Here is a 20,322-nt window from a genome sequence, read left to right as displayed (position 1 = left end):
ACGACGCCGGCAAGATGAAGGCATCTTCTCAACCTGGACGCCTCCTATGCACGGCAAGTCGCTTTTCCTCCATCGCGCGGTCTCCCGCACCGATCAGTGGGGTCCGCAGTTTCCCGCCCTCTCCATGGCATGCCGTCACTCCGACTCTTTCTCCGGCGGGCGGCAGCTCGCCGTCGCGGTGACGGACGCTCGCGGACTGCGGTGTGCAGTCTTCACGAGCTTCGGCGCCATCCTCGAGTTCCGCGCGTCGTGGGACGAACTGGAACGCGCCGGCACCTGGTGGCATTACGCGCGGGCATGGCATTTCTGGTTCGTCGACGATCTTCAATCCGCGCGACGAGTATTTCCTACCGATTCCGGCCAGATCGTCGTCGCATCCTCCGAATCAAGCGACACATCCAACACGTCCACCGATTCGCTCCTGTCCCTTATTCGCGTTGCCGAACTACGGGCCTCACGCGATTAATTCAGACGAGTAGGGAATTACCGGAAGGAATATTCGCGCTTTTCTCGGTTTTGCCGGCATGCAAAAACAGCAATAATGCCGACGACGAGAAACTTACAACCTTCCGACAAATGATCGAACAGCTCTATCCATGTGAGCACTGTGGCGGCCGGCCGACCGTCGGCCGATCGCAACGACTCGTCGAGTGCGACGAGAATCGCCGATTCGATTTCAGCCAGTTCGGCCGTTTCGGCGGCCCCCCGAACATCGGTGACGTACTTCCCCGCCCACCCGACGCTCCGCTGACCGAACCATTGGTCTGCATCTATTGCACAGGTTGCGGCATGTCGACGCAGTGGGAAACGATCGGCGACGACGAAGCGGCCGCGAAAGACCGCTGCGCCGAAACATGGAACCGGCGCTTGAATCGACCGAAGGCAACGGATGAGGACCTGCGAAGGCTGATCGAGAGAGAGCTCGGCGCCTGCGATACGCAGCAGGTTCTCGACATGCTGTCCCGCGTAGAAGGAGACTGGAACGAGATTGGTCCGGTCTTCAAGATGTTGGCGCAGCGCATCGTCGACGCGACCGTCGTCACCTTCGATACGTGGCCGATCGCACCGGTACTCGAAGACGCAGCACGATATCGAAAACTCGTCCAGTTGGCGAAGTGGATCGAAGTCGACGGCCAGGACTATGTCCAGTTCCCGAAAATCCACTCGCCGAGCGAGCATCGAGATTTTCTGTTTGAAGATCGGATCGCGATCGCGGTGGACGCCATGCCCGACCGAGATCGGTGGTAGCTGGCGAACGCCACAACACGTCGGGCGACCAGGCGCCGGACGGATATCATTACGAACTCGACCAACCAACTACAAAACCAGAACCATGCGAGGAACCATAAAGTGGTTCTCGAAGGATAAGGGCCACGGCTTTATCCACGGGGAAGCAGCCACCGACTATTTCTTTCACGTCAGCGACGTCATCGGGGCCGAGGCGCCACGCGACGGTGACATAGTCGAGTTCGACGCGACTTCAAACAATCGAGGTCCGCGCGCGGCCAAAGTGCGGATCGTCGAAAGACAATCGCGAGCGCCCGCCTCGCAACATCGCGATGATCGCGTCGAATGCATTGCATGCAAGAAGAAGATGGTCCCGCGGATCATCACGCATCGGGGGCGTCCGGAGCGCTCGGTATGTCCGTACTGCGCAGCCACCTACAAGCGGTTCGGCATGTGCTTCATCGCGTCTGCAGTCTATGGCGACTACGACGCACCGGAAGTCCTTGCTCTCCGTGGATTCCGAGACAATATCCTCCGGACCACGAAGCCGGGCCGATGGGCGATCCGGACGTACTACCGGGTATCGCCGCCGCTAGCGCGATTCCTCCATGCGCATCCGAAGCTCGCGCAGCGCATCAAACCAGTTCTCGACGAAGTCGTTCGCAGTGTCCGGCAGCGCCCGCACTGAACAAAAAAAAGCCGGCTTGCGCCGGCTAAACGAGGGTTCTAGCGATTTCCGAGGGCCAGTGCCAGAACCTGAGAGACACACTCAGTCTATCGAGTCGTGGCTCGACGCGATCCCCGTATCACGTCCGATTTTCAGGTGCATTCTGGCGAACCGATCATTGCGCTGGGATTCGCGCGTATCGCGGCCGCAGTCGCCGCGCTTCCCTATCGCGCCCCAAGAATCCTATACAACGCTTGGCGCGAAATGCCCAACGCCCCAGCAGCATGTGTCTTGTTCCCACTGGCCGCCTCGAGCGCAGCCTTCGCCTCATCGACGGTCGGCAACGCATTCTTCAGCTCGGCCTGCCGGGTGAAGGTCGACAGGTAGGCGTTCGCCTTCGACACCCGGCTATGCCCGGCAGCCTCGACCACCCGCCGCTTTGCCTCGTCGTGCGCGGCAGGATCGGGCCGCGACGACGAACCCTTGATCGGCGCCGGCACCTCGGCCACCTGCTCATAGAGCGTCTGCAGATACTCGTGACGCAGTCCGTGACTCGTCACGCCGATGCCGCTTTTCGTCACGCCATGCTTGCCGAGCACGTAGTAGTACCAGTCGCGCCACTGCTTCAACGTCCGGCCGGCGGGAATCGTCGACCCAGTGACACCGTTGCTCAGGCGGGCCGCCTCTTCTAGGATCGCGATCTTCCGCTCAATCGGCACCTGCCGCGGACGCCCCCCCTTGGTTCCGCGAGTCACCGCAAGCATATGCGGATCCCGAACCGCTTCTACCGCGCGCAGCATGAAGCTCTCTTCGACACGCAGCCCGAACGCTGCCTGCAGTTTGAGCTGCACGGCGGTGTACGGACATGTCTGCGCGATCTCTGCAATCTTCGCGACCGCGTCAACCCCGTTCGCCACCCACGACTTATCCTCGGTCGCCACATAGCTGCGCTCGAGGCCCGCCTCACGGCGATCGACGTAGTCGCCGAGCGTGCCGACGAGGTTCGCCTTGCCGAGCCACTGCGCAAGCGCTCGCAAGTAGGTGAGCTTGTTCTCGATCGTGCCGCCCGACTGCTGATCCTTGACCCAACGGTCAACGAGGTACTCGACGTGCTTGGTCTTCAGCGACCACGGCGTTTGCAGCGCGAAACCACCCTCGCGCAATTCGACGAAGGCCTTGCAGATCGCCGTCGCCCGGTATTCCTGCGTCTTGATCGACAGCGCTCGCTTGCTGATCCGCGTCGTGCTGTGGATCTCGGCGACATGCTGGTCGAACAACACCAGCAACGCGTCGCGAAACTCGGGCGACAGTCGATAGCGGCCCACAACAGCCCGAACGTTGAGGATCGCAGCCATCCTTCTACTCCTTGCGGTCAATGCCGCTTACACCTGGCGGAATTCACCCGCCATTTCCTATCTTCGATCGATCGTCTGAGCGCCCCGCTTTTCGCCGCGGCGGCAGCCGGCCAATCGCGCTTCGCGAAATCGTCCACCACGATCCCAAGGACCGACACAGATGCCATTCGCGAATCCATCGTACGATGCGCGGCCGTTCGGTCAAGAACCGCTTTGCGCTGCGCAGCGGTGCGCGGCCGATCCTGCTAACGCGATCGATCCGTAATCCGCCGGCGGCCATCGCTTCGCGCAAACGCTCCCCACATCAATCGGTGCGGGTCGGTCTGGAGCGCTCGCGGCGACCCCATAGACGTTCACCTTTACCGTCCGTTGCGCGTCCCTACCTGATGCGACAACGGCTACTTCTCTCGCCCTCGCTCGCGCGTATGGCTCTGCCGGTATCCGCCGGCGCGGTCTTGCTGCTTCCCGTCCTTTAGCGATTCCATCCGATCAGCCCGACGCATGGGAAGTACATGCGTTCCGACCGTCCATCCTGCTGCCATGACCGACGCGGCCCGCGCTTCGCGCAAACCATCACCGATCATTTCGCGCCCGCTTGTCGGACGCGCTGCGCGGATTGCCTCCGCCCAGTCCAGCTTCGTGGCTACCCTGCCAGCCTGACGCTTGCGCGTCTCGGCGTCGACGAACCTCGCGGTCGCCGGCGCCGGGCTACGTGCCGGGCAATTCCTGTTGCGCATTTGGGTTACGGCTGCGCCTACCGTTCGTTCTTCCAATCAGGGAATCGCGACGCCGGTCTCTCCGGTTCGCAAGACTTCCCCCGCCCCCAAGCACGTTCATGTCCGCCGCGGTGTATCGGGCTTCCTGAACGCACCCAGCTCGTTCGCTGAAAGGGCGTGAGTAGACGCAATCGAGGTTGCGTGGACTGTCCGGTGTCCGGTGTCCGGTGTCCACATGTCCTCATTGCGTCCCATTGCGGCAAACCGCCGCCGATCGTATGGATATCGCACTGTCCAGGGGTCCTCAAGGTGGACCACTGTGTACTTGATTTGCTTCAGAAAAAGGCTGCGTCAATGTGCGGGCCGGACGTTTCACTGCGTTGGAGGCCCAAAGCGGGCCGGAAGGAGGGGTGTGAGCGCGTGGCGCTCGGTTTCGATGCGTCGATGACGCGGTAGGTGATGCCCAGAATAGGCGGTTTTGTCACTCTCGGCCGCGCGAAAGCTGGCGGGAAGTGCGCCGCTTTCCAAAACTTGACTTTGCGTACCGCTCGATAGACTGGATCACGCAATCTCGGACTTTATCCGGGAGATTCAAGGGCTCGCCGTTGCAATCTCCCACTTTATGTCCGACTTCGGTAACGGCCCGTTTTCAATGTCCGACTTTATCTAGGACTTTGGTGCAGTGGCCGTGCCGAAGTTCGACTCCGGGTTCGACGTTGCACTTACCTTCCATGAACGAGTGACCAAAGGAGTCGCCCTTGAAAACTGCAGTCTTTGCTATCGACGTCGGCTACGGCAATACGAAATACGCACACCGTGCCGCGAACAACGCCGTGGCCTCCGGAATGTTTCCGTCGCTCGCGCCGCTTGCGGCGAGCCGTTCGATCGCCGGCTACGGAGACAGCGTGCTGACCACCCGAAAGGTAGCCACCATCGTGATCGACCAGGTCGAGTACGAGGTCGGCCCGGACGTTTCCCTGACTGCCGCATACGGCAATACCGGACGCGCGCTGGCGGACGATTACATTCTCACGAACAACTATGCCGCGTTGCTCCTCGGCGCGATCCACTTTTCCGGCGTAACCCATGTCGAACGCCTGGTGCTCGGCCTGCCGGTTCACAACCTGAAGAAGTACGCAGGTGCGTTGATGGAACGGTTCACCGGCACGCTGGACTTCGGCGCGGACCGCGTGAAGATCGACAAGGTGATGGTGATCCCGCAGCCGCTCGGCTCGCTCGTCCTCGCCTCCAGCAACCGGAAAGGCGGGTTTGGCCGCGACGTTGAACATCTCGTCGTCGACGTCGGTTACTTCACGACCGACTGGGTGTACGCGAGCGGCTTCGCGATGGACGACAAGCGCAGCGGTGGTATGCCGGGCGGCGCATCTCAGATCTATCAGCGCATCGCCCAGCTGATCGCACGCGACCAAGGCGACGCGGTCGAGGACATCGAGCGGATCGACAAAGCACTGCGCGAGCAGACGCCGTTCTTCTTCTACGGGAACGATATCGACCTCGCGCCCTATCTCGAGAAAGCGCAGCCGTTGATTTCGGGCGTCGTGAAGGAAATGCAAAACAACGTCGGCCGTCTGGCGAACGTTCGATCGATCATCCTGTCCGGCGGAGGCGCGGCACTCTACGCGTCCGTCATCCGACAAGCGTTCCCGCGGGTCGTCATCGAGGTGATCGACGCGCCGTGCCTCGCGAACGTTCGGGGGTTCCTGCTGGTCGGGGAATCGAGCGTCGCGCGCGAACGCCGGTAAGGAGGGGGCATGAGCGACAAGATCGAGATGACCATCACGATCAACGAGCTCGTGTCGCCGCTGCTGTTCGAGCGGTTGAGCGCGTGTCCGTCGGCCCGTCGCCGGGCCGCCGTCCTCAAGGCGTTGGCCGAATCAGCGCTTCGTCACGAATTGACCGGGCAAGCGCTCGTCGTAACGCCTGCAGTGGCCGCGCCGCTCGTCGCGCCCGCATCACCCCAGGCTACGCAAGCGCGCGCGACTGGCGCCGACGAGAGCGACGCGTTTCAGGTACTCAGCGTTGGCGATGGGAGCCTTGACGGCGCCGGCTTCGCCGACTCGCTTCACGATCAGCTCGGGGTATGGGCGTGACAGCCCATCGGTCGGTTTTTTCGGGGCTTGCTTTTTGTATAGACCTGAGAGAATTGCTGTACGAGGTAGGTGTTCAAAACGTGCGCCACGTCTTGCACCGATAGATAAGGAGAAGAAGATGCTGGAACTGATCGAGTGGATTCGCAACGGTGAACTGATTCACAAGCTCGCATCCCCCTACTTTTGGCTGGCGGTCGCGGCGGCCGCGATTGCTGCCGAATACTGCGTCGAGGCATGGCACGCCCATATGGCCAATGCCAAGGACGAGCAATGAACGCCGTCGCCGGCACCGCTTCCACGGTCATCCGTGGATTCCGGGCCCTCCCGTTTGTCCTGCGCCGCCTCGTTCTGGTCTTGGTGTACTCGCTGATCTTCATGGCCGGCGCTTTCATGCACAACCGCGGCGCGGGCGACATCGCCAGTCTGTTTCTTCTTGTTGGCGCGATCGGCACATTTTTGGCCGCCGGGGCGTGGCGAGTATTCAGGCTCATCCTCCTTCTCGTCCTGGTTATCGTGGGCGACTAAGCAAAAAAAAAGCGACTTCCCGAGGGAAGTCGCTTGTCTTCAGGTTTAGTGCGCTCGGCTCTTCTCTTTTTCTTCGAGCCACGCCATGCAAAAATCGACCGCCGGCTGGAACGCTTCATCCCGGAGGATGTAGCGATCGTCGCCTTCGAGCAGCCGGTCGATCACGTCGAAGCGCGGACCTTCGGAAAAGTCCGCTGCCCCCTCTGAGGCCACCTTGGGCGGCACCTCGATCACTTCAAACTCATCCAGCACCAGTCGAAACGAGCCCATCATTCACCTCGTGATGTCGCCCGGCGCAATACGGCCCGGAGGGGACGTATCCCCACCGGGTAAGAAAGAAAAGAATGCCGGCTACTGCCGGCGCCAAAGTCACATTGCTGCGCACATTCCACTGGTACGGATCCGCGTCAGGTTCCTTTTCCGCGTTTCCTCATGCGCCAGTTGCCTAGCGCGCACATGGTCACGCTGTTGCGCGCGCCGTTGGTACTGCAACTTCCACACGTCACAGAAATCCACGCCCTCGACCACCGACTTCACGATCGAAACGCGCTTGCCGTGGGCACGAATGCGATCAGCAAGAAGCTGCGCATGGTGTTCACCCGGCCTGAAGTCGCGCCGGTGATCTACCTTGTCTCGATCGGCATAGATGATCACGTGGTCGTAGTCGTTCCAGTTGATATCGGCATGCTCCAGGCCACCACAATTCAGCAGGCAGCGGACCTCGATGCGATTCTCGTACCGTGCGACGACCGCAAAACCAGTCTCGGCGCCCTCCACCAGCGCTAGCGTGCGAGAGCGCGTTGTATTGAGCCGCACCGACGAACCGAAACTGCCGGCCGGCGCGCTCATCTCCAGCTTCGCTCGCGGCTTCCCGTTCTTCGTGAGAAACGGAACCTTCTCGCCATCGGCCGTGAGGTAGGTGCGATGGACACGCCGCGGCTTCCCGGCTTGCGACCGCGCGCGCTGAAGCATCACGGGAAACTTTCCCTGCTTCTTGCCGAAGGCGTCGACGTACTCCAAGCCTCGGTGACAGCGAACGTCGCGCCCGATCCACTCGAGCCGTAGCCCGGGAATCCGCGTCGATAGGTATGTCCAGACAGGCGAATCAACCGTCACCGGAGCGGCGCCGTCCCACGCGGCCTGCATTTCATGACACTTCTGCTCGTCGCTTTTTTCAGGCCGGACCGGGACCGGCTTTGCCTTGCGGACCACCGCGACCGGAATACCACCGTTGTAGTTGCCGGTTCCGAGCTCGTAGTAGATCTCGCGATACGGCTTACCGGTCACCTCGTGAATCAGCTGTACGCCGGTACCGCCCTTCAAGCAGCGCGCACAATGCCAACCACCGCGGGGGTCCTTCTCGGCTGGATAGAGCCGGAAGGTCTCTTCCCCATCGCAAAGCGGGCACGACCACCAGCGCCCTTTTCCGTTCAAAAATCGACTGTCGATGTAGTGCGGAAAGACATTGGGCCAGTCGATGGCTGCGAGATTCAGCTTCTTCAGCTCTCCCATGATTCGTCCTCCGTTCGCACAACGGCGAAAACGCGTGCATTCGCCACCGGTCGGATAGCCAGCACAGATGGATCAACAAACCTTCCTACCGCCGCGGACTCCAACGGCACGTCGAATCGACGCGTCATGGAGAGCCCAGAGCGGGACGAAAGGCAGAAACACTTCACGTTCACGGATCTCTCCAGTTGGACTGCGGGTTTTTCGATGCCTGAGACAGGCGCGGAAACGCTTGCTCAACGAAGCCGCGCGCGGGCGCGTCGGCTTGGTTCAGCAACGTCAGCGGAACAGGGAATTGCGGGTGGGAAGGAAGACGGCGTGTGACGTGCCCGAAGGCACGTCGCACGCTATAGGTGAGAGAAAACGGGAGCGAGTAGCAGGATGGTGAGCTTTTCCGGGATCAGAGCGCGGCCCACGCTTTGCGCGGATACCACGATTCGAACGGAATATCGTCGTCCATTTCATCGAAGCCGCCCCCACCGCCATACGACCGCGTCTGGTCCGCCGGGGGTGCAGCGCGCTGGGGACGGGGTGCTGCATTTGCAGGGGCTTGGCTCGGTGCGGAACGTCCGGCCGGTGCTGCTGCCTGCCGACGCGTGCCCTGTTCGAAGCCACCGTCGCCGGCATGATCGCCACCTTCGCGACCACCACCGTTGCGACCGCCGAGCATCTGCATCTGATCGGCCACAATCTCGGTCGAGTAACGATCCTGCCCGTCCTGGCCTTGCCATTTGCGCGTGCGGATGCGGCCTTCGACGTAGATCGAGCTACCCTTCTTCAGGTACTCGCTCACGATCTCGGCCAATCGACCGAAGAACGAGATGCGATGCCACTCGGTCATTTCTTTGTAGTCGCCGCTCGCCTTGTCCTTATAGCGATCGGTTGTCGCCACTCGAGCGTTCGCGACCGCGTCGCCACTGGGCAGGTATCGCACTTCCGGATCAGCGCCAAGGTTGCCGACGATGATCACTTTGTTAACAGATGCCATCTAGAACTCCTTCACTTGGTAATTGACCACAGCCACTTGTCCCACATGACTTGCTGGCCATCTTTGTAAATAGGTGAACCGTCTTCCTTGCGGAACGCCGGCACCTTGATCTTGCGCAGGCGCTTGACCGATACGCGGTCGCCAATGCGGCAACCACACTCGCTGATCGCTTCCTTCAGGCCCTCGCCCTGCAATACCTGTTCGCCCCCTCTCGTCTGGAGGCGAAGGGCAAACGACCGATAGCTCCGAGATTTGCCTGGTCGACGGTCGGGGAAGGTTTCTTCGCCCCAGCCGTTAATCCGGCCTTCGACCGGAGCGGAACGGCCGGTTTCGGCATCGCTACCGCGACGTGAAGAACGGAACCCACCCGATTCACCCACAGTCGTCTGGCGACCGACTTCGCGCTCAACGTCGGCTGGCGTTTCAGCCCCCTCCGACGAGCGTGCCGATCGAGCTTCCGAATCTGCGGTTGGTGATGCGATACCCATAGCGCCAGTGGCCGGTACGCTTGTGCGGCGGATCGCTGTCGCGATCGCGTCCTTCAGCGGGGCCGGGTGCTGCTGCAACATCGCCCAGTGCGGCGCGAGCGCCGGAAGGATCTTCGTGCCGAACATCGTGTCGCCAGGTGCGTCATCGAATGCCGGTACGAACTCGACGACACAGTCGCCCTCATCGACGAACAGATGGACGATCCCCGCGATTGTCACGAGCGTCTCATTTTCGGCGCCAGTGCCAACAGGCTTCGCGCTGCCGCACGCTGACGAAGGCTGCTCGACCGTCGACGCCGATGCCCGCGGACTGCCGAGGAAGGCCTGAGCGAGCACGCGCGTGAAGAACATGGCTACACCGCCCATTGCGCCTCCAGCGACAGTTGACCGCTACACCAGCGGTTGAGTCGGTTGAAGTCATAGTTGAGCAACGGAACGTCGCGGATCGCGTCCTGCATCGCGCGCGGTCGGACACGGCCGAGTGCGCAGACGACCGAGTACGGAATCGCCCCCGTCCAAAGCTCCATGATCCAGCCGAGCGTCGCGTAGTAATCGACCTTGTCCACCGGTCGGTTGCACAGCCGTTGATGGAGCATTTCGGCGCAGTCGATCAACGCCTCGGGGACGTTGTCGCTATGCCGGCTGTCGAGGGCGAAGAAAACCACGGCCTCGGCGAGCTTTTCCCGCACGTGCGGCTCCCAGCGATCGGGATCCGGCAAAGGATCGGGTTTGGGTGGAGTGATGAGAATCGGCGAATCACCGCCAAACATGTCGAGCTGCCAACCAGCTACTTGCGGTTTCATGAGCGTGCTCCGGATATCAACCGGGCACCTCATTCCCCTTACCGGGAACGTGGTTCCCGGTGGGAGATGGGGGCGCCTGCGCGAATTGCTTCGCGCGGGCGGACAGGGGCGACTTACTTCGTGCCCGTTTTCAGGTGTTGGGCATTCGTCCGGTTCGACGAAGCCTTGATGGGGATGACAACAGCGGATTTCGCATACTGACGTTGCGAGACTGCCGGTGCCTGAGCTTCGGCTTTCGCCGTCGTGACAGGGCCGCTCTTCGCGTGCCGCGGACTTTCGTCAACATCGTGGCGATCCGCAGTGTCACGATCCGACTGACCCGGGGCAACCTTCGCGCTGCTCTTGAAGTGGTGAACTGCAGCAATAGCCAAAAAAACGAAAACGATGATCGAGTGCGCGGCGATATAGGCCGCGAAGCACAGAGCGAGGAGCTTGACAGGCGATCTGAACGCGCCGCTGAACAGGGACTTCAACATGTTTCTCTCCAGAGAAAATCGAACAAGGGGATGTCCGGACAACGCCCGGTGGTTTCGATGCTCGGAACGAGCAAGGAAATCGGCGCGAAGCGCTTTCGTCTGCGACCTCGTTGGTCAGCGCACGAAATCGCTCAGGGCCGATTGCAGGGAAGGCGCGGGCAAGCCGCGAAATGGCAGAGCCGGTTGGCTCAGGTAGGTCGATGCGTCGGAAACGCGTGATAGAGGTAGGGTAAGCCGGACCGATGCGCGGTGCACGCGGAATGCTCGGCAATCGCGTACAGCTTTGGCCGTACCGTGCGAACGCAACCGGTTGTGGGGCAAAACCGAGAATGCTCCAGAAAATCGTATAGCTTTCTCCGGAACTTGACTTCGAAAAATCCGAGACAAACTGGACGCGTCACTTCATCAACCGAGGCGCATCCCAATGTTCTGGATTCTCATCGTTGTCGCCGGTGTCTGGGCACTGACCAAGCACTACGCGAAATCCCACCCGCGTCGCCAATCGACGCCCCCGGTTACCCGCAGCCAGGCATCGGGCGATGCCGGCGAGGCGCGCGTGCTCGGCGAGTTGCGCCGCGTCCTGTCACAACTCTGCGGCAATGACTTCTACGTCCACCCCACGGCGCTGTTGTTGCTACACGCGCCTGGCGCCGAGTTCCCGACCGCCGAAGTCGACCATCTCGTCGTCACGCCGTTTGGCATCTTCGTGATCGAGACCAAGAACTGGGCCGGTGCCATCGCGCCTGGCAGCAGCGCCGATACGGTCGTGTGCCACCTGCCGAGCTGCAAGCTCGAGGAGCGTCGCTCGCCGATCAGCCAAAACCGGGCGAAGGTTGCCTTCCTCCGCGGGACGTTGCCTTCCGTCTGGAACGTCCAGGGCCTTGGCGTCTTCGCGAACGACAACTGCTCGCTCTCCCCCGACCTCCCGCTTGCCCTCGTCACCCTGCGCGATCTGGGCTACTGGTTGCGTACTCAACGGGATCGGCACGCGAAGTCCGGAAATCCGAACATCAACGTGCAGGCTGCGTGGGGCGTCGTGCGCCGCCTGAGCGTGGACGACCCGACCGGATCGGCGCTATCGGCTCACCGCCATAAAGTTGCCGGAGATTCATCCGTAAACAACTGACCACCTCCTTACATTTTCTAACAAAGTGAAACAATCCGTTTCATTTTGCCGGCGTGCGCGATTTGGCGAAAGACACATTGTTTCGTGCAGCTTTCGCCCCTTGGCGCCGAAAAGCGCCGCGTAAGCTGGTGCAGGCCGCCAGGTCTCATTTTCGTCGGACGGGCGTCACCCGATCCGGCAATCCGCCGAACCCGTGCCAGGGAAGGCCCATCCTCTACTGGAGAGCGCTTTGTCCAAAAAGCCGTCGAAGAAACCCGAAGACGACGAGAACTTCAACCCTACCGTTCCCGACAACGCCACGTCGGCAGACGGCGATCTCGAACTGAAAGCCACGTTCGCCCATGTGCCGGACCAGCTTGAACTCACCACCGCCGCCCGCGAGATGTTCACCGGTCTGCCGGACAGTCTGATTAGAACAATCATTCAGGAAAGTGAGGAAGTCGCCCACTCGACTCGCAAGATCCTGCAGGAGCACATGCGGATCGGGGGCAATTTTGCCCACATCCATGCATCCGTCATCGGCCATTTCGTCAGTACCCAAGGCGACAACCAGAAGGTCAGGAACCGAGCCGCCGAGCTCGTCTACTCCTTCCTCACCAAGGTTTTCCAGAAGTCGAAGTCGTCGGTCAGCCTGTACATCCGTGTCTACAACAAGTTTTCGAGCAACATCGGCGCGGTCGAAATGTTGACGTACAGCGATATGTCGCTGCTGGTGCACAACCACATCGGCGACGACATCATCGAGAAGGTAATCGAAGCGAAGCGCGATGACCCGACGCTCACGAAGAGCGAAGTCAAACAGCTCATTGCGACGCTGGAGGACCAGATCGCCGGAAAGGACAACAGCATCGAGGAGGCGACTTCGCAACTGCACGCCACCATCGGCCGGTTGGACGACGCGCAGAAGGAGATCGACCGCCTGTCGGCCGAACTCAGCAACGTTCGGCAGGAGCAATCGCGCGAGAAAGTGAGGGCCCAAGAGACGCAGGTTTCCCTCGCATCGACCGGAAAACAGGTCAGCACGCTACAACAGACGCTCGCCAACAAGGAGCGCGAGGTCGAGCAGCTCACCGCCGATATCGTCAGGCTCAAGGCGAACCCGGTGAAGACTGAAGTGCCTGTGCCGACCCTGCCCGAGTCCTACACAAGCCTCCAAGACGCAGTTAAGGACAAGCTCGCCGAACACGAGGCCATCGACCTTCAGCTTCAACAAGCCAAGGCGGAATTGTCTGATCTCGAGGCTCGTGCGAAGGAGCAGCGCGCAGCGATCGAAGCGAGCGAGGTGCTCGAAAAGAAGATCCGCGGCCTGATCGATACCTTCAGCTCATTCGTGCAGGACTATCACAGCGCGCAGCTGCTTGCGACAGCAGACGGAAACCCGGCCCGCTTCAAGCCGCTGTTCCAGGCGTTCAGTGACCTGATCGGCAAGTTCCACGGTGAGGTGACTGCGGCCGTACGCGCCTGATTTTGCCCGGGCCACGCTTTATTGTTGTGCAGTAGAAGAGAGACTCAGAAAAATGGACAAGAAAAACTCGCGCGAGACCTACCGTTCGATCGAGCGACTGTACGTACCCAACTGGTTGGCCGAGCGCATCCAGGTGACAAACTTCGACCTCGTCGATCAAATGAAGTGGCTGCTCGAAATGAATGGGGATTTCAACGATATCCTCGCCGTCGAGCGCAAAGAGATCGACCACGTCAAACATAACGAAGAGTCGCTGCGCAACCTCCTGCGCACGCCGTTCCTGATGGTCGCGCCGACCCTCGAGTCGGTCGAGGACTGGCGCTGCTTCGTCGACGACACACCCACAACCGTCGCGGTCGACCTGCTGATTCGCAAGCTTCCGCCGCTGGACGCGCTCGCGAAGTTCTCGGTCGAACAGCACAACCGCGTCTTCCTCGACCTGGTCACGAGCGTCATTCACCTCAGCGTACTGGCCGCTCCGCTTCTCGGGGTGACGACTGAAGTGGTCGCCTACCTCGCGTCCGTGCCGACCTACAAGCTGCGTATCGCACTCGGTCGAATGAACGGATTGCCGCTGTTTCGCTGGCGCTTCAACACGCCGACGTTCTGGTATCAGTTCACCGCCAGCGATCTGACCGACGAGATGGTGGCGCACCAGATCATGGCGACGTCGCCGATCAGGATGAACAGCGCGCCCGGCAAGGCCGGCTGGAGCGAACTGCGCTTGCCGCGCGAGAAGAACGAGACGTACGCACATGCCCTGATGGCATATGGTTGCCGCGCGTCGACGGCCGCCAGCCTGTTTCGCCTGAATCAAAACGCGATGCGCCAACGGTATGTCGAGATGCACGGCACCAGCTCACCATGCGGCAACACGCCCAACTCGCTCAACTGGTTTGTCGAGACGCCGACCAATCGCCTGCACGGCACGATCTTCACGTGGCTGTACCGCGCTGCGCTCGCATCCGGCGCCAACGCACCGCAAGCGCTGATCGCAACCAACGACGTCTACCAGCAGATCTTCGGCGGGCAGCACGCGATCTCCGTCGACCGCGGCTGCAACCTGACGCGGGCGATGGCCGCCGACAACCGGCTCACGATCGCACCGTGCCGGACCTGCCGGACGGAATACATCGTCAGCAACAACGATACCAAGATTGAGATGCACCATAGCTTCGACTGCCCGGCCTGCACCGGGCAGCTTGGCGCGAAGCGGCGGAGCACGAAGGCGAGGTTGCGCAATGGCGAATAACGACGAACGCGTGGCACTGCATGCCCTTCCGGAACTACCGGCGAGCCTGATTGTGATTAACGGCGATCGCCGACCGCAATTCGCTTGGTATGACGCCGAAACCGAGCAGTACTACTCCGAGGCAGACGGCCGGGTCATCGTCGACGTCCGAGCCGCGCTGCCGTGGGCAGCAGCCTACGTTCACTAGAGGGCACATGGACGACCTCGCCTACCTGGTCGCAGAAAGCAACGCCGCCTGGCTCGACGGCCGCGGCGACGGCCGATTCGAGCGATATGAACGGTTCTATCATGCGCAGCGGGAGACAAGAGCGGAGTCGTTCGAACTCGAGCAGGTCAACGAAGCCTATCCTGATTGGGTTGGCAGTCAGCCGCCGCAGGTACTTGGAATGCTGGCCAGGCCTTGGTTCGGTAAGGTGCTGGTCGCGCTCACCTGCATGTACGTCGGTGCGGCGGCCGTCCCCGCCATGTCTTCGGCCATTCCGTACAAATCGACCGTATTGCTGGGCGTGGCCTTCATCGGGCTGCGCGTGTTCCACTGGAAGCGACGCAAATCCAGATGACCTTCAGACCTTGCCCCCCGCCCGATGGCGGGATTTTTTTGCCGATTCACCATTAAGTCTGACGAAATCGAACCGTAATCTAGAATTGGCCGTTTTTGGCTCGCCCAAGCCGTTTCAAAAAAAAGGCCCCCGGCCGCCCGAACTTGACTTCGGCGCCGGCTCGGTAGGATGGAATCAAGGGTGTGCGAGGGGCATGCCCAACAACAAGAAGGAACACAAGGCAATGAAGAAAATCATGACTATCGGCCTCTCGGCCGTTTCGATCGCAACATTGCTGACGCTCGCCGCGTGCGGGGGCGGTGGTGATAGCGGCGCGAGTGCGCCCGGCGCTGGCTCGTCGCCCGGTAGCCCCACGCCGCCCCCGTCGGCGTCGAGTGGTGATGTCTCCCCGGCGCAATACGCTGCGGGCAGCGCGAAGAGGGCGATCTTCGATACGATCAACCAACAGCGGCTGACGTGTGGCTTCCCCGCGCTGACAGAAAACACGCTTCTTGATACCGCCTCGCAAGCACACGCTGACTACATCGGCACGAACGGTGGCACGATTACTGACAGTGAAGTTGCAACCAATCCGGGCTTTACTGGCGCCGGATATGCGGATCGCGCCACGCGCGCCGGCTATCCGGCAAGCACGGTCTTCATGGGAGGCGAAAGCGCGGGGTACTGGACGAACGCCACGTTGAGCGAAACGGCCTACGGGACGAACATCGCCATCGCATGGTCCAGTGGCGTTTATCACGTGGGTGCTTTCGTGTGGCCGGTTACGCAGATCGGCGCTGGCTGGAACGAAACGACGGTCAACGGCTTCCCGGAAGCACACGGCGTCATCACGGTCGCGAATCTAAAGTCGATGACCGGTAGCGTTCCGCTGATGTTCCCTTGCGATGGCGCAATGGGGGTTCCATATAAGGTCGTCGGCGAAACGCCCACCCCGCCGAATACGAGCGGTACATTGGGACCGACGCTGGCCGTGTCAGCAAATCCGGGAGACGCCGTTGTTCTGACGTCCGGAACCCTGATCGACACGTCCGGGAATGTCATCACCCTGCAAGTGCTCAATTCGACGAATGACACGAACAAGCTGATTCAATCTTTCGAAGCTCGCGCTTATTCGGTGACACCGCTGGCGCCGAACACCAAGTATTCGGCGTCGCTCGCAGGGACCATTAACGGCGCTCCGTTCAGCCGAACCGGTTCGTTCACGACTGGAAGTTAACCCGGGTAACTCACCGTCTTCGAACCACCAAAAACCCCACGTTTCTGACGTGGGGTTTCTTTTTTCTAGATGATCGCTGCGTCCAGCGTCCCGAAAAACGAGACGCTATATGATCCACCTCTATAGTCTCAGCAGCGCGGCACTAGCCTTTCTCATTGATTTACCGGCCACCACCGCATGGCCCACCTGTTGCGTTTTGAGATTGAGCCAATACGAATCCAACAACTTGTGCCGATCCCGGGTTTAGCATGCAGGCAATCAATAAACTGCTCGCGCCAGAAACGTTACCGCTATTTGGATCTGTGTATTTACCAAATCCAATTTTGTAAACATCGTAGGGTCCATTGGTCGGCGGCCAGTTTCCGCGAACTGCATAGCGAGTGCCTGGAGCCTCGCAGATTATCGGAGGCGGTTGCGTGTTGATGTCGTTGGACACTTGACTCGTTGTCTCGGATCGTGGGCCGAGAAACGTTGACACTGGATTGACGAAAACCCCATAGCTTGCCCCTACATTGGCGCAAGCCTGCTGCTGATCAGCCTGGGTCACTTGCGGAGCCTGCGGAACGCACGCGATGCCCACCCAACCTGAGCCGTTCCAAACGGGCGCCGATTGCTGGGCATATCCGCTCGGACATGTAGGCGGCGCCTGATAGTTGCATTGCGGCGCGGACCATTGCGATCCCTGCCAGACAGACGCCGATACGGTCGACCATCCTGCACCCGTCGAACATTGCGGCTGTGCGACCGGCGCGGACCGGATGGGGGTAACGCAGGTCGAGTCCTGATTCCCATAGGAGCAGCGCGCCGGCCCGGCGAAACCCAGATTCGCCCATGCCGCCGTCGCGAGCACCAAGGCCTTACTCAATATTCTCAAGTTCTGCTCCTAGTAAGCGCAGTACGTCGTGGCGATAGCGATCACCCCGATGGGATTACCGCTGCCGTCCGTAATGGCGATGGTCCAGGGGCCTGCGCCGCTGGCAGTGAAGTTCAGGGCGGCTGTCGGATCGATGTAGACACCCTGAGGCGCGAGCAGAATCTCGGGGGTCCCAGCCGCGTTACAGCTGGGCGCGGGGACAAACGAGCCGTGGGCGACGACAAAACGCGCGTATTGTTGCCACGACCCGCCAATCGGCAGCCATACGCGCGAGCCGGTGATCGGATCGCGCTGACAAGAAAGGACCATCCCCGAGCCATCAGCCGCAGAGGCGAGCGCGGTCCCCGCACACGCGGTACGCGGCCACGCCACATTACCGATGGTCGCCGTTCCGGTGATGGTCGCGTCGCCGTTGACGGTCGCCGCGCCTGTGTTGATCGGTGCAGGCGCTGTCCCCGCGGCGTTTTGGACATTCAGCGTCCCAGGCGTCCGAATCGCGTTGCTGACCGCTGCGTTGGAAGCAGCCAGCATCGGCGCCGCAATCGTTCCAGTCGCGTCGATATTGCCCACGTTATGCAGATCGACACCGTTGACGTCCTGACTCCCCGTCCACTTCAATGAGCCATCACGCCGGATAAACACCGAGTTTCCGTCCGACGACGGACCGTTCGTTGCCATCACAATCGCCGCAGGCGCACCAGGCACCGGGTTGACCGCCTGCCATGCTCCGTTCAGCCCCTTGATCGTCGCAGGATTCTGGCTGGTCGAGAACCCGAAGTCGTTGCCGGCTGCTTGTGCCACGACGCCAGCGCCGGACACGTCCGGCTGCCCGAGTCGAGTCACGGGTTGCGACGAATAGAAGACGTAGGACACCTGGCACGAGCCGGATCCGGTCGAACAGTTGTCCGGGCCGACGCTCATCTGAATCATGTAGCTACCGCCCCAGATCGGTCCGGTGGCATAGTCCGCCTTCAAATATCCGCCGGCGCGCAAATCCGCGAACGTCGGCGGAGTGACCGCCGTCGCTTTCGAGCCGACCATCTGCCCCACCAATGACGCGTACTTGTCGGTCACCCATTTCGACAGTGCGGCATTGATTACCGCCTGATTCTTCCCCTCGACGCTCAGCACGTCTTGTCGGCGTTTTTCGACGTCGTGCTGGATACCCTGCAACGTCACGAGCGCAGTTGCGACCAGCACGATCACGGCTTCAATGATGCTGAGCATCGTCGTTCCTTAGTTGCCCTTGGTCGCGTACATGATCACGTTCGCAGTCGCGCCTGCAGACGCACACGCCGTGGCAGCCGTGCCCGAGCTGAACGTCGTCGACGGCCCGGAGATCGTGGTGTTGTTCACCTTCACCTGCGTATAGGCCTCCGAAATCGAATCGGCCGACAGTGCGCACACGGTGGCCGGGATCGGGTACGTCACCGCGATCGCGTCGTTCGTCGCCGTCACGGTGGCCGGTGCTGCCGTCACCGCGCCCCCGAAGATGCCCGTCAGCGCACCGGAGGTTTTGTTCAGGCGACGTCCGGCCGTGTCGAACGCACGGTTTTGCGTAAGCGACAGCATGGTGACGCCCGAGAAGTCGATCTCACCCGCCGTCGCATCTTGAATGCCGCTCACGAAGTACTGCGCTTCGCTCTTGAATTGCATCGCATGGATCCGGTCCATCACGTAACCCCGCCCCATGTACACAACGAGCGCAATCAGCGCGGCCGCGGCCATCACGCCCGCCGCTTCGACCAGGGAAAGCTCGCCCTTTTGCTTGCGGCGCCCTTTGCCGATGTACAGTCGTTTGCCCGTGTTCATTTTGTTGGTCTTGTTCATTTCGCTTGCTCCTAGAATTTTTGATTGAGGGAAGTGGACGCACCATCGAATGCGACAGCGCCGGTTGCGAAGTACGACCCGAGGCCGAACACAAGGAACAGCAGCACCGCTCCACCCAACAGCACGTAGTGCGTGATTTTTGCGTTCCGTTTTACTGCCTCGACCACGCGGGACAGGGAGTGCTGGCCGAGTTCCTTGATTGACTCAACGAACTGGTCACGGCCGGCCGCGTCGGTCATGATGTCGATGGTGGTCTCCGAGAAGATCCCGGTATCGAGTGCCTGCATTGGTTTGTCTGGATTCGCGGTCAATCTGGTGCTCATCCGCCGTAGGTGCCAACTCATCCATGGGTCAGCCGCCTTCGTCAGCCGGTCCAGCGCCGCGCGCAGTGTCAGCCCCGAATCAAACAATCCAGCCAGCGATACGATCAGCAGCGCGGCACGAAGGTCGCGCCGATTGCGCCACATCAGTGGCATCGCATCGACCTTGTTTCGCCGCTCACCCGTCCAGCGCTTGAGCGTATAGAAATAGCCCGCCACCAGCCCCGCGACGACGGAGCTCGTCAGCCACCAGTAGTTCGCACAGAAGGTGTCGAAGGCGTAGACGAATTGCCCGAACGCCGACCACTTCTCGAGAGGTTGCACGTCCAGCGTGGCCGGCAGGATCTCGGACCCGAACAGCACGCAAAACGCGTACAGGTAGACGATCAGAAACGCGGGATAGGCGATCTGCATCGACGTTGTCGCCGACAGCACACCTTTCGCATGCGCCGCCATCTCGGCAAGCTCCAGGCCGCGGATCGCGGCGTCGTCGCGCGGCGATTGGCCTGCCAGCTCAAGCAGCACGAACTCGTCGGTGGGGACGAACGGCTTCATCGCCGTTGCGAAATCATCGCCAGCGCGCATGCGCTGCGCGATCTTCTGGAACGCCGGCCACGACAGGTTCTTGCGAGAGCGATGGCGCTGCTCGAGTGTCGTCAATCGTTCGAGCAGCGTTTCGCTGTTCCGCAGCCCTTTTTTCGCCACGTCGAGTCGCGTTTCACGATAGAACATTTCGCGCAACGCGCGGAACCTCCAGGTCGCAACACGCATGCGTTCCGTCGCCGGGAGCGACATGACGATCCAATAGACAAGG

The 20,322-nt window shown here is 61.2% G+C and carries 23 protein-coding genes; 13 read left to right on the top strand and 10 right to left on the bottom strand.

The window, feature by feature from the left end; genetic code table 11:
* The first annotated feature begins 46 nt into the window (after positions 1 to 46).
* From NQV17_RS27890 to NQV17_RS27880, 3 genes are all read left to right on the top strand, one after another.
* Complete coding sequence (locus tag NQV17_RS27890; protein WP_257774740.1) at positions 47 to 466, top strand: hypothetical protein; 420 nt, start codon at positions 47 to 49, stop codon at positions 464 to 466.
* Positions 467 to 576: 110 nt separating this feature from the next.
* A complete protein-coding gene (locus tag NQV17_RS27885) occupies positions 577 to 1,248 on the top strand; it encodes a Lar family restriction alleviation protein (protein ID WP_257774739.1) in 672 nt (223 codons plus the stop codon).
* A gap of 85 nt (positions 1,249 to 1,333) precedes the next feature.
* Positions 1,334 to 1,915: a cold shock domain-containing protein gene (locus tag NQV17_RS27880; protein WP_257774738.1), complete on the top strand. Its 582-nt coding sequence runs from the start codon at positions 1,334 to 1,336 to the stop codon at positions 1,913 to 1,915.
* 203 nt (positions 1,916 to 2,118) lie between these two features.
* Here NQV17_RS27880 and NQV17_RS27875 read toward each other — a convergent pair whose 3' ends face one another.
* Positions 2,119 to 3,249 carry an integrase domain-containing protein gene (locus NQV17_RS27875; protein WP_257774737.1) on the bottom strand — a complete coding sequence of 377 codons (1,131 nt, stop codon included), beginning with the start codon at positions 3,247 to 3,249 and terminating at the stop codon, positions 2,119 to 2,121.
* A 1,474-nt stretch (positions 3,250 to 4,723) separates the two neighbouring features.
* On the opposite strand from NQV17_RS27875, the gene NQV17_RS27870 reads away from it, so the two are divergent.
* The 4 genes from NQV17_RS27870 to NQV17_RS27855 all read left to right on the top strand — a co-directional run bounded on the left by NQV17_RS27870 (position 4,724) and on the right by NQV17_RS27855 (position 6,601).
* Positions 4,724 to 5,728: a PRTRC system protein D gene (locus tag NQV17_RS27870; protein ID WP_257774736.1), complete on the top strand. Its 1,005-nt coding sequence runs from the start codon at positions 4,724 to 4,726 to the stop codon at positions 5,726 to 5,728.
* 9 nt (positions 5,729 to 5,737) lie between these two features.
* On the top strand, positions 5,738 to 6,076 hold the full coding sequence (locus NQV17_RS27865) for a hypothetical protein (RefSeq protein ID WP_059913757.1): 339 nt from the start codon (positions 5,738 to 5,740) through the stop codon (positions 6,074 to 6,076).
* Between the two features lie 118 nt (positions 6,077 to 6,194).
* Positions 6,195 to 6,350 (top strand): hypothetical protein, encoded by a 156-nt coding sequence (locus NQV17_RS27860; RefSeq protein WP_168799608.1) that lies wholly within the window; start codon positions 6,195 to 6,197, stop codon positions 6,348 to 6,350.
* The gene (locus NQV17_RS27855; RefSeq protein WP_257774735.1) at positions 6,347 to 6,601 is read left to right on the top strand and encodes a hypothetical protein; all 255 of its coding nucleotides are present in this window, start codon (positions 6,347 to 6,349) and stop codon (positions 6,599 to 6,601) included. Before NQV17_RS27860 ends, NQV17_RS27855 begins: the two co-directional genes overlap by 4 nt.
* Before the next feature lie 45 nt (positions 6,602 to 6,646).
* Here NQV17_RS27855 and NQV17_RS27850 read toward each other — a convergent pair whose 3' ends face one another.
* The 6 genes from NQV17_RS27850 to NQV17_RS27825 all read right to left on the bottom strand — a co-directional run bounded on the left by NQV17_RS27850 (position 6,647) and on the right by NQV17_RS27825 (position 10,865).
* A complete protein-coding gene (locus tag NQV17_RS27850; protein WP_226158749.1) occupies positions 6,647 to 6,874 on the bottom strand; it encodes a hypothetical protein in 228 nt (75 codons plus the stop codon).
* Between the two features lie 96 nt (positions 6,875 to 6,970).
* Positions 6,971 to 8,113: a toprim domain-containing protein gene (locus tag NQV17_RS27845; RefSeq protein ID WP_257774734.1), complete on the bottom strand. Its 1,143-nt coding sequence runs from the start codon at positions 8,111 to 8,113 to the stop codon at positions 6,971 to 6,973.
* A gap of 397 nt (positions 8,114 to 8,510) precedes the next feature.
* Positions 8,511 to 9,098: a single-stranded DNA-binding protein gene (locus tag NQV17_RS27840; protein ID WP_257774733.1), complete on the bottom strand. Its 588-nt coding sequence runs from the start codon at positions 9,096 to 9,098 to the stop codon at positions 8,511 to 8,513.
* 11 nt (positions 9,099 to 9,109) lie between these two features.
* Positions 9,110 to 9,952, bottom strand: coding sequence for a hypothetical protein (locus NQV17_RS27835; protein ID WP_374692760.1), 843 nt, complete (start codon positions 9,950 to 9,952; stop codon positions 9,110 to 9,112).
* A complete protein-coding gene (locus tag NQV17_RS27830; RefSeq protein ID WP_257774731.1) occupies positions 9,940 to 10,389 on the bottom strand; it encodes a hypothetical protein in 450 nt (149 codons plus the stop codon). The genes NQV17_RS27835 and NQV17_RS27830 overlap by 13 nt, the downstream gene beginning before the upstream one ends.
* Before the next feature lie 113 nt (positions 10,390 to 10,502).
* Complete coding sequence (locus NQV17_RS27825) at positions 10,503 to 10,865, bottom strand: hypothetical protein (protein WP_257774730.1); 363 nt, start codon at positions 10,863 to 10,865, stop codon at positions 10,503 to 10,505.
* Positions 10,866 to 11,289: 424 nt separating this feature from the next.
* On the opposite strand from NQV17_RS27825, the gene NQV17_RS27820 reads away from it, so the two are divergent.
* The 6 genes from NQV17_RS27820 to NQV17_RS27795 all read left to right on the top strand — a co-directional run bounded on the left by NQV17_RS27820 (position 11,290) and on the right by NQV17_RS27795 (position 16,484).
* Positions 11,290 to 11,991 (top strand): nuclease-related domain-containing protein, encoded by a 702-nt coding sequence (locus tag NQV17_RS27820; RefSeq protein WP_257774729.1) that lies wholly within the window; start codon positions 11,290 to 11,292, stop codon positions 11,989 to 11,991.
* A gap of 229 nt (positions 11,992 to 12,220) precedes the next feature.
* Positions 12,221 to 13,456 (top strand): hypothetical protein, encoded by a 1,236-nt coding sequence (locus NQV17_RS27815; protein WP_096506430.1) that lies wholly within the window; start codon positions 12,221 to 12,223, stop codon positions 13,454 to 13,456.
* A gap of 52 nt (positions 13,457 to 13,508) precedes the next feature.
* Positions 13,509 to 14,708, top strand: a complete 1,200-nt coding sequence (locus NQV17_RS27810) for a flagellar transcriptional regulator FlhC (protein WP_257774728.1) — start codon at positions 13,509 to 13,511, stop codon at positions 14,706 to 14,708.
* Positions 14,698 to 14,895, top strand: coding sequence for a hypothetical protein (locus NQV17_RS27805; RefSeq protein ID WP_257774727.1), 198 nt, complete (start codon positions 14,698 to 14,700; stop codon positions 14,893 to 14,895). The genes NQV17_RS27810 and NQV17_RS27805 overlap by 11 nt, the downstream gene beginning before the upstream one ends.
* A gap of 7 nt (positions 14,896 to 14,902) precedes the next feature.
* Complete coding sequence (locus NQV17_RS27800) at positions 14,903 to 15,268, top strand: hypothetical protein (RefSeq protein WP_059534545.1); 366 nt, start codon at positions 14,903 to 14,905, stop codon at positions 15,266 to 15,268.
* Between the two features lie 193 nt (positions 15,269 to 15,461).
* Positions 15,462 to 16,484 carry a CAP domain-containing protein gene (locus tag NQV17_RS27795; RefSeq protein ID WP_257774726.1) on the top strand — a complete coding sequence of 341 codons (1,023 nt, stop codon included), beginning with the start codon at positions 15,462 to 15,464 and terminating at the stop codon, positions 16,482 to 16,484.
* 883 nt (positions 16,485 to 17,367) lie between these two features.
* Here NQV17_RS27795 and NQV17_RS27790 read toward each other — a convergent pair.
* From NQV17_RS27790 to NQV17_RS27780, 3 genes are read right to left on the bottom strand one after another with little or no spacing between them, the layout of a single operon-like run.
* Positions 17,368 to 18,585 carry a hypothetical protein gene (locus NQV17_RS27790; RefSeq protein ID WP_257774725.1) on the bottom strand — a complete coding sequence of 406 codons (1,218 nt, stop codon included), beginning with the start codon at positions 18,583 to 18,585 and terminating at the stop codon, positions 17,368 to 17,370.
* Positions 18,586 to 18,594: 9 nt separating this feature from the next.
* On the bottom strand, positions 18,595 to 19,188 hold the full coding sequence (locus NQV17_RS27785; protein ID WP_257774724.1) for a type 4 pilus major pilin: 594 nt from the start codon (positions 19,186 to 19,188) through the stop codon (positions 18,595 to 18,597).
* A gap of 11 nt (positions 19,189 to 19,199) precedes the next feature.
* The gene (locus tag NQV17_RS27780; protein WP_374692763.1) at positions 19,200 to 20,303 is read right to left on the bottom strand and encodes a type II secretion system protein; all 1,104 of its coding nucleotides are present in this window, start codon (positions 20,301 to 20,303) and stop codon (positions 19,200 to 19,202) included.
* Between the last annotated feature and the right edge of the window lie 19 nt (positions 20,304 to 20,322).

The sequence above is a fragment of the Burkholderia sp. SCN-KJ genome, from assembly GCF_024656005.1.
In the GTDB taxonomy this organism is placed as follows: Bacteria; Pseudomonadota; Gammaproteobacteria; order Burkholderiales; family Burkholderiaceae; genus Burkholderia.
The sequence above is the reverse complement of the archived record's forward strand: the minus strand, read 5'-3'. Positions and strand labels throughout refer to the sequence as shown.

What these genes read in the sequence shown, in the direction of transcription:
- NQV17_RS27890 (WP_257774740.1), top strand. Translation starts at nt 47, where the DNA reads ATGCACGGCAAGTCGCTTTTCCTCCATCGCGCGGTCTCCCGCACCGAT.
- NQV17_RS27885 (WP_257774739.1), top strand. Translation starts at nt 577, where the DNA reads ATGATCGAACAGCTCTATCCATGTGAGCACTGTGGCGGCCGGCCGACC.
- NQV17_RS27880 (WP_257774738.1), top strand. Translation starts at nt 1,334, where the DNA reads ATGCGAGGAACCATAAAGTGGTTCTCGAAGGATAAGGGCCACGGCTTT.
- NQV17_RS27875 (WP_257774737.1), bottom strand. Translation starts at nt 3,249, where the DNA reads ATGGCTGCGATCCTCAACGTTCGGGCTGTTGTGGGCCGCTATCGACTG.
- NQV17_RS27865 (WP_059913757.1), top strand. Translation starts at nt 5,738, where the DNA reads ATGAGCGACAAGATCGAGATGACCATCACGATCAACGAGCTCGTGTCG.
- NQV17_RS27860 (WP_168799608.1), top strand. Translation starts at nt 6,195, where the DNA reads ATGCTGGAACTGATCGAGTGGATTCGCAACGGTGAACTGATTCACAAG.
- NQV17_RS27855 (WP_257774735.1), top strand. Translation starts at nt 6,347, where the DNA reads ATGAACGCCGTCGCCGGCACCGCTTCCACGGTCATCCGTGGATTCCGG.
- NQV17_RS27850 (WP_226158749.1), bottom strand. Translation starts at nt 6,874, where the DNA reads ATGATGGGCTCGTTTCGACTGGTGCTGGATGAGTTTGAAGTGATCGAG.
- NQV17_RS27845 (WP_257774734.1), bottom strand. Translation starts at nt 8,113, where the DNA reads ATGGGAGAGCTGAAGAAGCTGAATCTCGCAGCCATCGACTGGCCCAAT.
- NQV17_RS27840 (WP_257774733.1), bottom strand. Translation starts at nt 9,098, where the DNA reads ATGGCATCTGTTAACAAAGTGATCATCGTCGGCAACCTTGGCGCTGAT.
- NQV17_RS27835 (WP_374692760.1), bottom strand. Translation starts at nt 9,952, where the DNA reads ATGGGCGGTGTAGCCATGTTCTTCACGCGCGTGCTCGCTCAGGCCTTC.
- NQV17_RS27830 (WP_257774731.1), bottom strand. Translation starts at nt 10,389, where the DNA reads ATGAAACCGCAAGTAGCTGGTTGGCAGCTCGACATGTTTGGCGGTGAT.
- NQV17_RS27825 (WP_257774730.1), bottom strand. Translation starts at nt 10,865, where the DNA reads ATGTTGAAGTCCCTGTTCAGCGGCGCGTTCAGATCGCCTGTCAAGCTC.
- NQV17_RS27820 (WP_257774729.1), top strand. Translation starts at nt 11,290, where the DNA reads ATGTTCTGGATTCTCATCGTTGTCGCCGGTGTCTGGGCACTGACCAAG.
- NQV17_RS27810 (WP_257774728.1), top strand. Translation starts at nt 13,509, where the DNA reads ATGGACAAGAAAAACTCGCGCGAGACCTACCGTTCGATCGAGCGACTG.
- NQV17_RS27805 (WP_257774727.1), top strand. Translation starts at nt 14,698, where the DNA reads ATGGCGAATAACGACGAACGCGTGGCACTGCATGCCCTTCCGGAACTA.
- NQV17_RS27800 (WP_059534545.1), top strand. Translation starts at nt 14,903, where the DNA reads ATGGACGACCTCGCCTACCTGGTCGCAGAAAGCAACGCCGCCTGGCTC.
- NQV17_RS27795 (WP_257774726.1), top strand. Translation starts at nt 15,462, where the DNA reads ATGCCCAACAACAAGAAGGAACACAAGGCAATGAAGAAAATCATGACT.
- NQV17_RS27790 (WP_257774725.1), bottom strand. Translation starts at nt 18,585, where the DNA reads ATGCTCAGCATCATTGAAGCCGTGATCGTGCTGGTCGCAACTGCGCTC.
- NQV17_RS27785 (WP_257774724.1), bottom strand. Translation starts at nt 19,188, where the DNA reads ATGAACAAGACCAACAAAATGAACACGGGCAAACGACTGTACATCGGC.
- NQV17_RS27780 (WP_374692763.1), bottom strand. Translation starts at nt 20,303, where the DNA reads ATGTCGCTCCCGGCGACGGAACGCATGCGTGTTGCGACCTGGAGGTTC.